A 14,892-nucleotide genomic window follows, 5' to 3' on the forward strand; every position below is an offset into this window, starting at 1 on the left:
GCACCCGGCACCCGTTATCAGGCACCACTCACCACTCGGGGGAAATCTTCATGTCGCTTGCCACCGCCACCCCGCGCCGCGGTCGTCGTCTCGCCGCCGCTTCCCTCGTCGCCGCCGCGGCGCTCTCGCTGACCGCCTGCCAGAACGGGGACGACAAGGCGTCGGCCGAGCCCTCCGCCGCGAGCAGCCAGGCCGCGAACGGCGGCTCGACTGCGGGGGATGACGCGTCGGGTGGTTCGGGCTCCGGTGGTTCGGGCTCCGGCGGTTCCTCCTCCGGTGGTTCCGCCGCGGGGAAGGGCGCGTCGCACACGAGCACCACCGGAGGCCAGGGTTCCGCGACGGGCGGCTCCGGTGGACAGGGCGGTGCCTCCGCCGGCCGTAAGGGCGTCAGCGGCACCTGGGCCGGCAAGCTGAAGTGGCTCACCGAGGACAAGCTCACGGTGGCCCCGGACAGCGGTGCGGAGCAGGCGTTCCACCTCCTCGACGGCACCAAGGTGCTCGGCGCGGCAGTGCTCTGCGAGGCCCCCGACGGCCGCGTCCACACGGACGCCTCCGGCTACGGCAGCACCCACTGCACCCTCGACGACGCGCGCAAGGCGGCCAGGATGGGCAACGTCGACGTCCGGGTGACCGTGACGGACGGCGCCGCCACGAAGATCGCCGAGCTCTACCACCCGTAAGTCCCCGCCGCTCAGATCCCCAGCCGGGCCGCGATGCCGTCGAGGACGCTGTCCAGGCCGGTTTCGAAGCGCCACTGCGGGTCGTCCTTGTGCGTGGCCTCGAGGAGATAGCGGTGGTAGGTGGGGTAGCGCCCGGTGCCGATCAGGTAGCGCATCTGCGGGGCGAGGGCGAGGCGCAGGTCGTCGTTGCTGTCCCAGCCCTGCTCCCGCATCAGGGAATACTGGGCGCACTCCGCCGAAACCGCCCCGTGGACATAGGAGTTGACGGTCCCGAGCACGGCCATCATCGCGTCGACGCCGAGTCCGAGCCCGTCCAGGGAGGCGAGCGCGCGCTCGGCCGCGGCCATCCGGTGGGGGGTGAGCGCGCGCAACGACTGCGGTGAGGAGATCTGGATGAGCCAGGGGTGGCGCAGCACGATCTCCCGGGATCGCAGCGCGTTGGCTTGCATGACGTCGCGCCAGTTCTCGACGTCGTCAGGCAGCGTGAGGTCCGCGTAGACCGCGTCCGTCATCAGGTCCAGGACGTCGGCCTTGCCGGAGACATAGCGGTAGGCCGCCATGGGGGCGACGCTCAGCTCGGTGGCCAGACGCCGCATGGTGACGGCGTCGATGCCGTCGGTGTCGGCGATGCGCACGGCGGCCGCGGCGATCTTCTGCGGGGTCAGGGTGGCCCGCGGTGCGGGCGCCGGGCGGTCCAGACGCTCCCACAGGGAGACCGCCGCCGGGTCCGTGGGCGGCCCGGACGGCAACGACTGCCCGTCCTCGGCTGCGCCGGACTTCTTGCCGGTCATGGCGCTCACTTCCTTCCCGGATCCTGCCGAAGCGTCGCGTACAACGTATCAGTAGTAGACGCTGTACACACCGATGTGTACGTTGTATCTGATCGATACGCCGTACACGTGAGGGGTGCAGCAATGGCGGTCAACGGCACGACGGAAGCGTCCGGCCGGTCGGCAGGGGCGGACCGGCCGGCAGGGGCGGGCGGGGCCGCGGGAACGGGCGGGTCCGGAGCCGCGGCCGAGGAGACGCCCAGCGGGGGACGCCCGCCGAGGTCCTTGTACTTAGGGGTGTTCGGGCTGCTGCTCGGGATGTTCCTGGCGATGGTGGACGGTCTGATCGTGGGCACGGCACTGCCCACGATCGTGGGGGAGCTCGGCGGGCTGGACCAGCTGTCGTGGGTGGTGACGGCCTATCTGCTCACCACCGCCGTGGCGACACCGGTCTGGGGGAAGGCGGGCGATCTCTACGGCCGCAAGGGCACGTTCATGGCCGCGATCGGGCTCTTTCTGGCCGGGTCGATGCTGTCCGGGCTGGCACAGGACATGGGACAGCTCATCGCCTTCCGGGCCCTGCAGGGGCTGGGCGCGGGCGGGTTGATGGTCGGGGCGCTGTCGGTCATCGGAGTGCTGGTGCCGCCGCGGCAGAGCGGCCGGATGCAGTCGATGATCGGTGCCATGATGCCGGTCGCGTTCATCGGCGGGCCGCTGCTGGGCGGTTTTCTCACGGACCATCTGAGCTGGCGGTGGGCGTTCTACGTCAATGTGCCGATCGGGGTGGTGTCGCTGGTGATCGTCGGGGGCTGGATCCGGCTGGGCCGCACGGAGCGGAGCACGGCGCGGATCGACTACCCGGGTGTGGTGCTGCTGTCCGGCGCGATCCTTGCGCTGACCCTGCTGGCCAGTTGGGGTGGCGTCCGGTACGGGTGGGGGTCACCGCAGATCCTCGGGCTGGCGGCCGTGAGCGTCGTGGCGTCGGCCTGGTTCGTACGGGTCGAGCGGCGGGCCGTGGAGCCGGTCATCCCGCCCCGGCTGTTCCGCAGCCGCAACTTCACCCTGGCGCAGATTCTGAGCTTTCTCATCGGCGCGGTGATGCTCGGGGTGACCAGCTATCTGCCGCAGTACCTGCAGTTCGTGCAGGGCCTGTCGCCGACGGCCGGCGGTCTGCTGTTGCTGCCGCTGATGTTCGGAATGCTGGGCGTGCAGCTCGGCACCGGGGCGTTGATCAGCCGTAACGGCCGCTATCGGATCTATCCGATCCTGGGGGGCGGGGTGCTGACCGTGGGCGTACTGGTCCTGCTGCTGCTCGGTATGAAGACCGCGACGGCCCTGGCCTCCGGGCTCACGGTCGTCGCCGGGATGGGCATCGGGTTCGTCATGCAGAGCACCATGCTGATCACCATGAACAGCGCGGAGCCCCGTGACATGGGCGCCGCCAGTGGCACCGTGACGCTGCTGCGTACGGTCGGCGGCTCGCTCGGTGTCGCCCTGCTGGGCGCCGTCTTCACCGGCCGGCTGCACAGCGCGCTCGCCGGCCGGCTGGGGGAGGGCCCCGCGGGCCGGCTGACGGCAAGGGCCGGGCAGTTGACTCCGCAGGTGCTGGACGGGCTCGCCGCACCGGTGCGGGACGCCTACCGGGCGGCGGTCACCAGCGGGCTGCACGGCGTGCTGCTCGGTGCTGCGGTGCCGGCCGTGCTCGGCTTCGCGGCCGCCTGGTTCGTACGGGAGACTCCACTGCGGAGCACGGTGGATCCGGACAGCCCGGATCCGCACGGTCCGGCGCATCCGCGCAGTCCCGTGAAACAGCGCCCCTGAGGCTGCCCGCCCCCTGCGAACGAGGCGGTGGCCGGCCCCACCCGGGACCGGCCACCGCCTCTGTGCAGCTGCTCTGCGGGCGCCGTCCGTCAGGCCTCGCTGCCCGCCTTCCAGTCGGACCAGGACAGGTTCCAGCCGTTGAGGCCGTTGTCGGGCTTGACCGTCTGGTCGTGCGAGTTCTTCACGATGACGACGTCGCCGACCAGCGACTCGTTGAAGAACCACTTGGCCGGGGTGTCGCCACCGCCGCCCTTGTTGTCCCGCAGGCCGACGCAGCCGTGGCTGGTGCCGGAGTTGCCGAAGATCGACGGGCTACCCCAGTAGTTGCCGTGAAGGAAGGTGCCGGACGACGACAGACGCATGGCGTGCGGGACGTCCTTGATGTCGTACTCACCGCCGAAGCCGACCGTCGAGCCGTCCATCCGGGTCTGCTCGAACTTCTCCGAGATCACCATCTGGCCGTTGTAGGTGGGGTGGTCGGCGCTGCCGCCGGAGATCGGGATGGACCTGTAGGTCTTGCCGTCCCGCTTGACCGTCATGGTCTGGGTGTTCATGTCGACGGTGGAGACCTGCGAGCGCCCGATGGTGAAGGAGACCGTCTTGGACTGGACGCCGGTGATGCCCTGGCCGCCCTTGACCCCGTCCAGGTTGATCTTCATGGTGATCTTGGAGCCGGCCTTCCAGTAGTCCTCGGGCCGGAAGTCCAGGCGCTGGGCGCCGAACCAGTGGCCGACGACCTGCTGCCCGCTGCTGGAGCTCACCGTGATGTGGGACTGGACGTCCTTCTTGTTGGTGATCGCCTTGTCGAAGTTGAAGGAGACCGGCATGCCGACGCCGACGGTCTTGCCGTCGTCGGGGGTGTAGCTGCCGATGAAGCTGTTGGCCGAGGAGACCGTGGTGAAGGTGGCGTTCTCGGTGGCGGGCCGGCCCTTGCCGTCCTTCGCGTTCGCCACGATCTTGTACTTGGTGCCGCGCTCCAGCTGGGCGCCGGGCTTCCAGGACGAGCCGTCGGACGATATGGCGCCGGCCACGGCCGTGCCGGAGTCGGCGGCGGTGAGCTTCACATCGGTCAACTTGCCACCGGTGACCTTCACACCGGTGTCGTTGATGCTGGCGTTGGTCGCACCGTCCTTGGACGAGACCTTGATCTTGGCGTCCGAGGCGTCCTTCTTGGCCGCGGCATCCGCACCGGCCTGGCCGTTCTTGCCGTCGTCATTGCCGCCGGCCGAGGCGTCCCCGCCGCAGGCGGACAGGGCCAGCGCACCCGCCGCGAACAGGGCGGTAACGGCCAGGGTGCGGCGCATCCGGCGGTGCGGACGCGGCGCTCCGGACGCCTGCTGCTCGGCTGGCTGGAGCAGCTGGTGCGGGGTGCGGGACCGAGCGGGTGCGGGGTTGTCCGGCGATGTCACGAGCTGCTCCATACAAGGGTGTTGTGATTCCGTGCTGGTAAACAGCACCTACGGGCGGATTTGGTTGCGGGTGGGGCCCGGTTGTGACGAAGGTCACATATGCAAAGGGAGGGGTTGGTCGGCCGGTCCCGATAGCCAGGTTCGCAGTGGCGCGCCGTGTTCGTCCAGGCGGGGTGGAGCGGAGGGTTGGGTCACCGGCGTGGCCGAAAGGCGGAGTGGGCTGGTGACTTGGGGGATGCGGCCCTCGCCGACGGAGGCTACCGGATCGAGGCCCAGACGGTCCGCCAACTCCAGGGCCTCCGAGAGACTGTTGACCGGACCGCAGGGCACCGCGGCCGGGGTCAGCCGCTCGGTCCAGGCCTGCGGGGTGTCGGCGGCCAGGAGGTTTTCCAGTACTTTGATGAGTTCTGGCCGGTTTTGCACCCGGTCCTGATTGCGGGCGAACCGGACGTCCTCGGCGAGCTCCGGTGCACCCAGTACCTGCGCCAGCGACCGGAATTGACGGTCGTTTCCCACGGCCACCGCGAGCGGCTGCCCGTCCCGGCAGGCCAGCGTTTCGTACGGGGCGATGCTCGGATGGCGGTTGCCCATCGAGCCCGGGTCGTGGCCGGTGGCCAGGTAACCGGAGGCCTGGTTCACCAACGAGCCCAGCAGGGAAGAGAGCAGATTCACTTCCACCAGCTGCCCCTGGCCGGTGCGGTCGCGGTGGCGGAGCGCGGCGAGGATGCCGGTGACGGCGTCCTTTGCGGTCAGGACGTCCACCAGGGCGACGCCTGCCTTCAGGGGCGGCCCGCCGGGCTCGCCGGTGATGCTCATCAGCCCTCCGACGGCCTGCACCACGAAGTCGTAGCCGGGCAGCGCGGCACCGGCGCCGGACCCGAAGCCGGTGATGGTGCAGTGCACCAGGCCGGGGTGGGCGGCGCGGGTGGCGGCGTGGTCCAGGCCGTATGCGGCGAGCGAGCCGGGGCGGAAGTTCTCGATCAGCACATCGGCCCGGCGTGCCAGCTCACGGGCCGCGGCCGCGTCGTCCGGGTCGCCGAGGTCCAGGGCCAGGCCGCGCTTGGAGCGGTTCGCGGCGTCGAAGTACGCGGCCGTCCCTTCCGCCGCGAACGGCGGGCCCCAGGAGCGGGTGTCGTCGCCGGTGCCCGGCCGCTCCACCTTGATCACCTCGGCGCCGAGGTCGGCGAGCGTCGCGGCGGCCAGCGGGCCGGCCAGCACCCGGCTGAAGTCCGCGACGAGGATGCCCTCCAGGGCGCGGGCGGGCGGCTCGCCGGCTTTCGCTTCCCCGGATTCCGCGTATCCGGCTTCCGTGCCGGTGGCGTTCGTGGCGTTCGTGGCGTTCGTGGCGTTCAAGACGTTCTTGGTGTTCGTGTCGGCGTCGGTGGACGGCGGGGGCTGCGGCCGGTGCGGCTGCGGCACGTGCGTACTCCTCACGTCGCGGACGAAGTGCCGCCATCCTCCGCGACGGCCGTCGCCGAAGGGAAGCCTCCGAGGTGGCCAACCGGGCGGTGTGCACCCTGCCGTGACGGCCTCTTGGGGGCTTCTTGTGCGGGCGATGTGCCGCGCTGTGACGGGAATGTAGCGAAATGTCATAGGAGATGCGTCACTTCGGGACTTAAGTCCCTAGATCCCCTGTCGGACGGCCTGGCGTGTGGTGTCTACTGGCTCTGCCCCAGCGCCTCATCCGTCCGGGAGGACCGCATGCTCCCCTCCGCTTCGATTCTGCAGCAGATCGGCCTCGGCGTGTTGCTGGCTGTGGCCATCGTCTGGGTCGTCGGGCTGGCCAGACTGCTGCGCCGGGGGCGGTACGAGTCGGCCATGTGGCGTGATCAGCGGGAAATGCGGGCACGGTACGCGCCGCGCGGGCGCTTCGCCCCGCCCTCCCCGGAGGGACTGCCCGCGCAGCCGGGCCTGCTCGGTTCCGTGCCGCGGCAGACCGGGCCGGCCGGGCCGCCGTCGGAGTGCGTGGAGCTGAGCGCCGCCGAGCGTGCGGCGTTCGAGGGCCTCGTACGGCAGCTGACCAGCCGGAGTTGACCGGGTAACCGGCCCCGGCCCCGGGCCCGGCCCCGGTCTCGGTCTCGGCCCCGGTCTCGGTACGCATCGCGGTGCACGGCCTCAGTGCACCGCTCTCAGCGCTCCGCTCTCAGCGCTCCGGTCTCAGTGCACCGGCCCCAGCCGCAGCAGGGCCAGCGCGGCCAGCATCTGCACCGATACCGCCGCCGCCGACTTCCACGTCGACAGATGGTGCTGGCCGCGTATCAGCAGTACGGCAAGGACGTAGCCGAACCCCCAGGTCGTCCAGGTCGCGGCCTGGACGAAGGTGGCATCGGTCGGCAGCCAGGCCGCTATCGCCATCCGCGGCAGATCCGTCACCCAGAAGAGCACGATGAACAGGCTTGCCGTGGGCGCGAAGCGGCCTATGCCGCCGAGCGTCCGGGCGATGGCGTGGGCGACCGAGCCCAGCACGAGGCTGGCGGCCAGTACGCCCGCCTCGCCCAGCCCGAGGAGCTTCAGCGCCGCGGCGTGGTCGACGGCCCACTGGGTGTGGAACGCGTCCACCGACAGCACCCCGATGCCGCCGCTGATCAACGACAGCAGCACCGCGGCGCTCCAGGCACTGCGGTCCCGTGCCTCGTCCAGCACCTCCACCGGGCGGTACCAGAGCCCGAATATCAGCTGGTGCCACCACAGTCGGCGGCGCGGTGCCGGCCCCCGGGGGGCCGGCTGGACGAGCGTGGGCGGTGGCGGCTGGGGAGGCGGGGAGGGGGGTGGTGCGGACATAAGCCGTTTCTACCACCGGCCCGTTCGGGGCGGTGCGGTGGCGTCGGGGGAGGCACAGCCGGTACGGATGCCATGCTCTGCCGATGACTGCGCAGACACCGGAGCACGACGAGGCGCACGGCGGCGGGCTCGGCAGCCGGCTCAACTGGCTGCGGGCGGCGGTACTCGGCGCCAATGACGGCATCGTCTCCACCGCCGGACTCGTCGTCGGAGTGGCCGGAGCCACCGATTCCCGTGGCGCGCTGCTGACCGCGGGGCTGGCCGGGCTGCTGGCCGGGTCCATGTCGATGGCGGCCGGCGAATACGTATCGGTCTCCACCCAGCGGGATTCGGAGAAGGCCGCGCTCGCCCAGGAGAAGCGGGAACTGGCGACCGAGCCGCAGGCCGAACTCATCGAACTGACGGAGATGCTGGAAGGGAAGGGACTGGACGGGCAACTGGCCCGGGAGGTCGCCGAGCAGCTCACCGAGCATGACGCGCTGCGTGCCCATGCGGAGGTGGAGCTGGGGATCGATCCCGACGAGCTCACCAATCCCTGGCATGCGGCGGGGGCGAGTTTCCTCGCGTTCACCGCGGGGGCACTGCTGCCGTTGCTCGCGATCGTGCTGCCGCCGGCCGCTCACCGGTTGTGGATCACGGTGGTCGCGGTGCTGGCGGCGCTGGCGCTGTGCGGCTGGAGCAGCGCCCGGCTGGGGGCCGCGCCGGTGGGGCGGGCGGTCTTGCGGAATGTGGGCGGTGGCGCCGTGGCGATGGGGGTGACGTATGCCGCGGGGTCGGTGCTGGGGGCGGTGGGGGTGTGACCGGTGGGAATGCGACCGGTGGGGTGGGCTCGGTGCCGCCCCGTAGAGGCCCCGTAGAGGTCAGACCGTCCCCGTAGGGGAATCAGACCGTCCCGTAGAGGTCTCGGTATGACAGGAAGAGGCCGCCGGGGCCGTCCACCGTTTCCGCCTCCTGGGCGGCCCGGACCACGGCGCGGGTCAGGACGTCCGCACCCGCGGACAGGATCTGGTTGAGGGCCCCGGCCTCGGCGTGTACGTCGAATGCCGCCTCGGCGTCGGCCTCTTCGGGGGCGAGCGGGCGCGCCGCGGTGGACAGCGCGAAGACCGTGTCGCCGTCGGACAGCAGATGGACGGGGCGGATGGCGCGGGCCAGCCCGTCGTGGGCGGTGCCGGCGAGCTTGAGGGCCTGGGCGCGGGTGAGGGCGGCGTCCGTGGCGACCACGGCGAGGGTGGTGTTCAGCGGCGGGCGGACGGACGCGGCCGAGCGGGCCCGGGATATCTCCCCGGCCTCGGCCAGCCGGCGCGCGGCGGCGGCGTGCACGTCGGGGGAGGGCAGGGCCGCCGCGCCTTCGCCCAGCCGGCCGTAGAGGGCGCCGGTGCGCGGGTCGGCGAAGGAGCCCGCGGCATTGACGGCGGCCAGCGCGGCGACGGTGGCGCCCGAGGGGAGGACCATGCTCGCGGTGCCGATGCCGCCCTTGAGGCCGCCGGCCACCGCGCCCGTGCCGGCGCCCGTATTGCCCTGGGCGACCGGGGCGCCGGGCCCGGTGTCCGCCGCGGCCGCGGCCGCCGCCCGGCCCAGTGCGGCGTCCGGGCGGGCCCGCCAGTCGCCGCCGCGTCCCAGGTCGAAGAGGGCCGCGGCCGGCACGACCGGTACGACCTGCGCGGGGTCGGGGCCGACGCGGAAACCGCGCCCCTGCTCCTCCAGCCAGCCGGCGACACCGGACGCCGCGTCAAGACCGAAGGCACTGCCGCCGGTCAGCACGACCGCCTCGACGCGCTGGACGAGGTTGCGCGGGTCGAGCGCGTCGGTCTCCCGGGTGCCGGGGCCGCCGCCGCGTACGTCGACGGCCGCGACGGCGCCGCCCTCGGGGGCCAGGACGACGGTGGTGCCGGTGAGGTACCCGTCCCCGGTCCGCTGGGCGTGGCCGACCCGGAGGCCGAGGACATCGGTCAGTGCGTCCTGCGGCCCCGCGGGGTGCGGCGGGTGCTCAGTCATCGGCGGGCGGGCGGTAGCCGGCCGGTCCCATCACGATGACCGGGTGCAGGCCGGGGTCGAGGGTGCGCAGCAGTTCCTGCATCACCTTGGGCTTGAGGCTCACACAGCCCTGGGTGGGGCCGTCGTGGTCCACATGCAGCCAGACGCCGCCGCCCTTGGCATCACCCCACGGACGCTGCTGGTCCAGGGGGGAGGTGCCGGGCTCCCGGTTGTAGTTGATGGCGATGACGTAGTCGAAGGCGCCGGCCAGCGGCTCGCCCTCCACTCCGGTGCCGTCGGCGACAAAGCTGGTGTTGTGGTCGTAGGGGAGTTTGGTGTCCCCGGGGGCGTCCAGCAGACCGCCCGCGTCGGTGAGGGAGAAGACACCGATGGGGGAGCGCAGATCGCCGTAGTGGTGGTCGTCCGTCCAGCCGTGCGCAGCGTTGTGCGCGGACCAGGTGGGGCCCGGCTCCCAGTCGTCGGAGCCCTCCTCGCGGGTGTAGAGGACGACACGGGACTCGAAGGAGTCCATGCCCTTGCCCGTGACGACCAGGACCTGCCGGGAGTCGGCCGGTATGCGCTTCCGGGCGGCGTCACTGAGGCCCGGGACGGGCCGGCCCGCGGGAGGATTCGGTGCGGCGTTCGGGGCGGATTTCGCGGCGGACACGGGGACGCGTGGCGTGTCCGGGCCGGAAGCCGTCGAGGACGTGGTGCTCTTGGCGTCGGTCGCGCTGTTGTGGTCGTCGCCCGACGCGGGCCACGCCCACAGGGCGGTGCCGACCAGCGTGGAGAGGGCGAGACCGCCCACGGCCTTGCTGCGCCGGGACAGTCTCGTCCGCGCGCGGGACTGAGCGTGGCGGGCCATGGCTGGCGTCTCCTCAGGTACGGACGGCGGTCGGTCCCCGGGGCTTTTCTGCGGCTCTTTCCCAGGGGCGCCCCTGTCATAAAAAGGGCAATCTGCACCCTACCGCTTCAGAGTCGACGCGCCTCCGCTGACCCCGGTGAACGGTGGGGAACCAGGGCTCCAAGTGGCGGGAAGTGGGATCCATTGGTGGGTAATTGACGGGGTATGGGGCCGGGGGCGGCGCCGAGGGCTCCGCTGGTGAGGGGCCTCTCCGGTGAAGGGGGCGAAGATGGCCGAATCTGATGCGGGATCAGGGCGGTTGCGGAGGTTTGCACGGCCGTTCGGCACGCTTATGGGGGAGCGGAAGAGGGGGCTGCGGGGGCTCGGGAGGCCCGTGCGGGCCCGCACGCCGGAGATCCGTGCCGGGGCGCTCGCCGAGACGGGTGACGTGGCGGGCGCTTCTACTCCACCGGTGCTGCGCCCTGACGGGATGTGAGCAACACGCCGGCCGCCACCGTGCCGGAGGCCACCAGACCGGCCGCTAGCACCGCCCGGTGCCCGGCGAAGGTGCACACCAGGACGAGGAGCGAGGACAGCGGAAGCACCAGCTGCTGCGCCGCGCCGCGCTTGTGGTGGCGGGAGTGGATCAGCCACACCGTCATCATGAACAGGGCGGCCGGCACCGTGACACACGCGGCCGCCGCGAACGCCGACAGATGCGCCCTGCCGAACGCCTCCTCCACCGCGATCTCGATGCCCGCGCCCACCGCGGCCGCCGAACCGAACACCAGGTAGTGGCCGTAGCCCCACAGGAACGACTGCCGGTTCGAGTGCAGGTGACGGTGGATGGGGACCGCGAAGTAGATCCAGTACGCGGCGAAGACCAGCAGCAGTCCGCCGCCCGCGATCGGCAGCAGGACGCTGAGCTCGTCATGCGCGTCCAGCGCCGACTGCACGGCGACGGTGGCCGCCGCGACCGTCTCGCCCAGCACGATGAGGGTGAACAGGCCGTAGCGCTCGGCGATGTGACGGGGATGCCAGGTCGTCTGCCGCTCCCGCTCGGCCAGCGCGGGGACGGCCAGCTCCAGCAGTGCCACGACGGCGAACACCCGGGGGACGTCCTCCCTGGGCAGCGCGAGCAGGCCGAGCCAGCCGACCTGGCACACCGTCACCCCCAGGGCGTAGCGCAGTGCGGTGCGCCGCTCGGCGCCCCGGCAGGCGTGCGCGGCCCGCAGCCACTGGGTGACCATGGCCAGCCGCATCACCAGATACCCGCACCAGATGACCGTGAAGTCGCCGTGGACGAAGGCCCGCGGCACGCCGGCGGCCAGGACCAGCACCCCCGCCATCTGGACGAGGGTCACCACGCGGTAGAGCGGGTCGTCGGTGTCGTATGCCGAGGCGAACCAGCTGAAGTTCATCCAGGCCCACCAGATGGCGAAGAAGAGCATCAGGTAACCGGAGATGCCGTGTCCCGGGTGCCCCTCGGCGAGCGCATGGGCCAGCTGCTGCCCGGCCTGGGCGATCGCCACGACGAAACACAGGTCGAAGAAGAGCTCCAGCGGGGTGGCGGCGCGGTGCTGCTCGTCGCGGCGGCGCGCCCGCATGAGGACCGGCACGTCAGCTCCTCTCCTCGGCCGGTGCGGCCCGGCACGCCCGGCATCAGTACAGCGCGGGCGGGCGATGCCGCCCATGAGGGGAGCGGGGCGGCGTGTCGCGCTGTCCGTGAGGGAGCGGGGGGCGGCGTGTCGCGCTGTCCGTGAGGGAGCGGGGGCGGCGTGTCGTGCCGTCCGTGGCGGGTGCGGGTGCGGCGTGTCGGTCCGTCTCCGAGGAGTGGGGCGCGGCGCGGCGCGGCGTGTCGTGCCGCACCGTGCCGCGTGTGCCCATGGCTACTCGGCGACCGCCTCCACGATCGAAGGGAAGGCCGGCGTGGGCAGTACCCGCGTCAGCCGGAAGCCGCCGGCCGACAGCAGGGTGGCGAACTCCTCCGCGGTCCGCTCCCGCCCGTCGACCACCGCCATGATCGCGACGTCCAGGGTCTTGCCGAAGTGCGGGGCGTTGCCCGGCGGCAGTACGGCATCGATGACCAGCAGCCGGCGGCCCGCCGCCATCGCCCGGCGGCAGGAGCGCAGGATGCGCAGGCAGGCGTCGTCCGCCCAGTCGTGCAGGACGTGCTTGAGGACGTAGACATCGCCGTCCTCGGGCACGGACGCGAAGAAATCGCCCTCCTGGGTGCGCCAGCGGCCCTTCAACTCGTCGCCCTCCAGGAGGTGGTGGGCCAGCGGCGGTGCCTGGTCGAAGAGCACACCGGTCAGTTGCGGGTGGCGGCGCAGCGCGGCGCGCAGCAGCCCGCCGCGGCCACCGCCGACGTCCACGACCGTGCCCACGGCGGGGAACGGGTACACGTCGGCCACCGCCGCGTCGACCGGGGCGGACACGGAGGACATTCCGTCGTCGAAGACCCGCCGGGTGGCCGGATCCGTCGTCAGATGTTCGAAGAGGGGTGCCCCGAAGAGCCGTTCGAAGGACGCGCCCTCGTGCCCTACGGCCTCCGGGAGGGCGGCCGAGGTCCGCAGGAACAGCTCGTCGGTCGCCATCATGACGGCCGGGTGCATCGAGTCGGGGACGTCGGTGCGCAGGGGGACGGCGGCCGGAGTCAGGTGGTAGGCGCCCGCGGCGTCCTCCCGGAAGAAACCGCGGGTGGCGAGGTAGCGCAGGACGCGGTGCAGATGCGGGGCGTGGGTGCCGGTGGCGGCGGCCAGCTGCTCGGGGGTGCGCGGGCCCGCGGCGAGGTGGTCGGCGAGGCGGTGGTGCGCCGCGGTGCGCAGGGCGGCGGAGAAGACATGGCCCATGGCCTGTTCCATCAGATGCGCCGCGAGGTCGCGGGGCTCGCCGGTCGGTGGGGTGGGGGAGCTGGCCAACGTCGGCCTCCAGTCGTCGGCTTGGGCGTGCTGGTCCCGGCCACAGGCAGGGTGATCCACGGTTGCAGTCACGGGCTCCGGTGTCACGATCGGGCGCGGCGGCACCCGCGAAGTCCGGCCAGGGCAGGGCGGCGTGCCCCTACGGGACGGATCCGGGACGGGTGGGGGCCGACGCCCGGGTGCGCCGCGGCGATCCATGGTCGAATGCGTGTATGAGCGACAGCGACACGACAGGCATGACCGGCCCGACCGATGACGCCGAGCACACCGACGGCACCGCCGCCGTCCTGGCCCCGCTCGACGACCGCCTCGCGGACCTCGTGGCCCTTTACGAAGACCTGCACCGCCACCCCGAACTCGGCTTCCAGGAGACCCGTACGGCCGCCGAGGCCGCCCGCCGGCTGACCGGCTGCGGCTATGACGTCACCACCGGCATCGCCGAAACCGGCGTCGTCGGCGTGTTGCGCAACGGCCCGGGCCCCGTGGTCCTGCTGCGCGCCGACATGGACGCGCTGCCCGTCACCGAGAACTCCGGCCTGGACTACGCCTCCACGGTCCCCGGCCGGATGCACGCCTGCGGGCACGACGTCCATGTGACCTGTCTGCTGGGCGCCGCCGACCTGCTCGCGGCGGCCCGCGACCGCTGGTCCGGCACGCTGGTCGTGCTCTTCCAGCCCGCCGAGGAGGTCGGCAGCGGTGCCCGCGCCATGCTCGACGCCGGCCTCTACACCAAGAGCCTGGTCCCCACGCCCGATGTGGTGCTGGCCCAGCATGTCGCCCCCTTCGGCGCCGGGCTGATCGCGTACTGCCCCGGACCCTGTATGGCCGCCGCCGACAGCCTGGAGATCACCTTCCACGGCACCGGCGGCCACGGCTCCCGGCCCGAGACCACCGTCGACCCGATCCTGATGGCGGCGGCCTTTGTGCAGCGGGTGCAGTCCGTGGTGGCCCGCGAGGTCGCGCCGAAGGACCGGGCGGTGGTCAGCATCGGCTCCTTCCAGGCCGGGGACACCGCCAATGTCATTCCCGACCGGGCCGTCGTGCGGCTCAGCGTGCGTACCTTCGACGAGACGGTGCGCACGGCCGTGCTGGCCGCCATCGACCGCATCGCGCGCGCCGAGGCCACCGCCTCCGGCGCGGACCGGGCGCCCGAGACCGAGGTCCTGGACTCCTTCCCCGTCACCGTCAACGACGCCGCGACCCTGCATCAGGTCAATGAGCAGTTCACCGGACTCTTCGGCGAGCAGCGGCTGTTCGCCTACGAGCCGACGACCGGCAGTGAGGACGCCGGACTGCTGGCCACCGCCGCCGGGGCACCGCTCTACTACTGGTGGCTGGGCGGCTGGGACCCGGAGGAGTTCCAAACGGCCCTGGCCGCCGGGCGGCTGGCGCAGGACATCCCCTCCAACCATTCGCCGCACTTCGTCCCGGTGGTCCGGCCGACCCTCACCATGGGCGTCCAGGCGCTGACCGCCGCGGCGCTCAACCAGCTGTCCCGCGCGGGCGCGGGCGCGGACCCGGCGGAGGCGACGGACCGGGCCGGCCGGGGCGGGGCGGCGATACGCGTTTGACCTTGTCCTTGGGGGAAGCCCCAGCATCGGCCGTACCGGGCGAAGTGCCCGGTACGAGGAGGGCGGACGGGTGGACCGAGGGGCGGACCGGCAGGGGACCGGAGGCGCGGGCGACGCGCCT

Annotated in this window: 13 protein-coding genes; 5 read left to right on the forward strand and 8 right to left on the reverse strand. The window is 72.3% G+C overall.

Annotation, left to right across the window (positions count from 1 at the left end; all coding sequences use genetic code 11):
* The first annotated feature begins 50 nt into the window (after positions 1-50).
* Positions 51-680 carry a hypothetical protein gene (locus OHS81_RS21270; RefSeq protein WP_328386263.1) on the forward strand — a complete coding sequence of 210 codons (630 nt, stop codon included), beginning with the start codon at positions 51-53 and terminating at the stop codon, positions 678-680.
* An 11-nt stretch (positions 681-691) separates the two neighbouring features.
* Here OHS81_RS21270 and OHS81_RS21275 read toward each other — a convergent pair whose 3' ends face one another.
* Complete coding sequence (locus tag OHS81_RS21275; RefSeq protein ID WP_328386264.1) at positions 692-1,471, reverse strand: TetR/AcrR family transcriptional regulator C-terminal domain-containing protein; 780 nt, start codon at positions 1,469-1,471, stop codon at positions 692-694.
* A 108-nt stretch (positions 1,472-1,579) separates the two neighbouring features.
* Between OHS81_RS21275 and OHS81_RS21280 the strand changes: the two genes are divergently transcribed.
* A complete protein-coding gene (locus OHS81_RS21280; protein WP_443058738.1) occupies positions 1,580-3,271 on the forward strand; it encodes an MDR family MFS transporter in 1,692 nt (563 codons plus the stop codon).
* An 89-nt stretch (positions 3,272-3,360) separates the two neighbouring features.
* Here the strand turns inward: OHS81_RS21280 and OHS81_RS21285 are convergent, their stop codons facing one another.
* Positions 3,361-4,692 (reverse strand): L,D-transpeptidase, encoded by a 1,332-nt coding sequence (locus tag OHS81_RS21285; protein ID WP_328386265.1) that lies wholly within the window; start codon positions 4,690-4,692, stop codon positions 3,361-3,363.
* Positions 4,693-4,773: 81 nt separating this feature from the next.
* Positions 4,774-5,931 (reverse strand): CaiB/BaiF CoA transferase family protein, encoded by a 1,158-nt coding sequence (locus tag OHS81_RS21290; RefSeq protein ID WP_328391316.1) that lies wholly within the window; start codon positions 5,929-5,931, stop codon positions 4,774-4,776.
* A gap of 450 nt (positions 5,932-6,381) precedes the next feature.
* Here OHS81_RS21290 and OHS81_RS21295 point away from each other — a divergent pair, with 450 nt between their 5' ends.
* The gene (locus OHS81_RS21295; protein WP_328386266.1) at positions 6,382-6,714 is read left to right on the forward strand and encodes a hypothetical protein; all 333 of its coding nucleotides are present in this window, start codon (positions 6,382-6,384) and stop codon (positions 6,712-6,714) included.
* 123 nt (positions 6,715-6,837) lie between these two features.
* Here the strand turns inward: OHS81_RS21295 and OHS81_RS21300 are convergent, their stop codons facing one another.
* Complete coding sequence (locus tag OHS81_RS21300; protein WP_328386267.1) at positions 6,838-7,461, reverse strand: hypothetical protein; 624 nt, start codon at positions 7,459-7,461, stop codon at positions 6,838-6,840.
* Between the two features lie 83 nt (positions 7,462-7,544).
* Here OHS81_RS21300 and OHS81_RS21305 point away from each other — a divergent pair, with 83 nt between their 5' ends.
* On the forward strand, positions 7,545-8,261 hold the full coding sequence (locus tag OHS81_RS21305; protein WP_328386268.1) for a VIT1/CCC1 transporter family protein: 717 nt from the start codon (positions 7,545-7,547) through the stop codon (positions 8,259-8,261).
* 82 nt (positions 8,262-8,343) lie between these two features.
* Here the strand turns inward: OHS81_RS21305 and OHS81_RS21310 are convergent, their stop codons facing one another.
* The 4 genes from OHS81_RS21310 to OHS81_RS21325 form a co-directional block, all read right to left on the reverse strand.
* Positions 8,344-9,456, reverse strand: coding sequence for a P1 family peptidase (locus OHS81_RS21310; RefSeq protein ID WP_328386269.1), 1,113 nt, complete (start codon positions 9,454-9,456; stop codon positions 8,344-8,346).
* On the reverse strand, positions 9,449-10,300 hold the full coding sequence (locus OHS81_RS21315; RefSeq protein ID WP_328386270.1) for a L,D-transpeptidase family protein: 852 nt from the start codon (positions 10,298-10,300) through the stop codon (positions 9,449-9,451). The genes OHS81_RS21310 and OHS81_RS21315 overlap by 8 nt, the downstream gene beginning before the upstream one ends.
* 440 nt (positions 10,301-10,740) lie before the next feature.
* The gene (locus OHS81_RS21320; RefSeq protein ID WP_443058739.1) at positions 10,741-11,898 is read right to left on the reverse strand and encodes a low temperature requirement protein A; all 1,158 of its coding nucleotides are present in this window, start codon (positions 11,896-11,898) and stop codon (positions 10,741-10,743) included.
* A 270-nt stretch (positions 11,899-12,168) separates the two neighbouring features.
* Positions 12,169-13,200, reverse strand: a complete 1,032-nt coding sequence (locus OHS81_RS21325) for a methyltransferase (RefSeq protein ID WP_328386271.1) — start codon at positions 13,198-13,200, stop codon at positions 12,169-12,171.
* Positions 13,201-13,412: 212 nt separating this feature from the next.
* Between OHS81_RS21325 and OHS81_RS21330 the strand changes: the two genes are divergently transcribed.
* Entirely contained in the window at positions 13,413-14,771 is a 1,359-nt protein-coding gene (locus tag OHS81_RS21330) for an amidohydrolase (protein ID WP_328386272.1), read from the forward strand.
* Positions 14,772-14,892 lie beyond the last annotated feature (121 nt).

It is taken from the genome of Streptomyces sp. NBC_00400, from assembly GCF_036048035.1.
GTDB lineage: Bacteria > Actinomycetota > Actinomycetes > Streptomycetales > Streptomycetaceae > Streptomyces.

Excerpts from the sequence above, each read along its gene's own strand:
- OHS81_RS21310 (WP_328386269.1), bottom strand. The coding sequence starts at position 9,456 with ATGACTGAGCACCCGCCGCACCCCGCGGGGCCGCAGGACGCACTGACC.
- OHS81_RS21295 (WP_328386266.1), top strand. The coding sequence starts at position 6,382 with ATGCTCCCCTCCGCTTCGATTCTGCAGCAGATCGGCCTCGGCGTGTTG.
- OHS81_RS21270 (WP_328386263.1), top strand. The coding sequence starts at position 51 with ATGTCGCTTGCCACCGCCACCCCGCGCCGCGGTCGTCGTCTCGCCGCC.
- OHS81_RS21305 (WP_328386268.1), top strand. The coding sequence starts at position 7,545 with ATGACTGCGCAGACACCGGAGCACGACGAGGCGCACGGCGGCGGGCTC.
- OHS81_RS21330 (WP_328386272.1), top strand. The coding sequence starts at position 13,413 with ATGAGCGACAGCGACACGACAGGCATGACCGGCCCGACCGATGACGCC.
- OHS81_RS21315 (WP_328386270.1), bottom strand. The coding sequence starts at position 10,300 with ATGGCCCGCCACGCTCAGTCCCGCGCGCGGACGAGACTGTCCCGGCGC.
- OHS81_RS21300 (WP_328386267.1), bottom strand. The coding sequence starts at position 7,461 with ATGTCCGCACCACCCCCCTCCCCGCCTCCCCAGCCGCCACCGCCCACG.
- OHS81_RS21275 (WP_328386264.1), bottom strand. The coding sequence starts at position 1,471 with ATGACCGGCAAGAAGTCCGGCGCAGCCGAGGACGGGCAGTCGTTGCCG.
- OHS81_RS21285 (WP_328386265.1), bottom strand. The coding sequence starts at position 4,692 with ATGGAGCAGCTCGTGACATCGCCGGACAACCCCGCACCCGCTCGGTCC.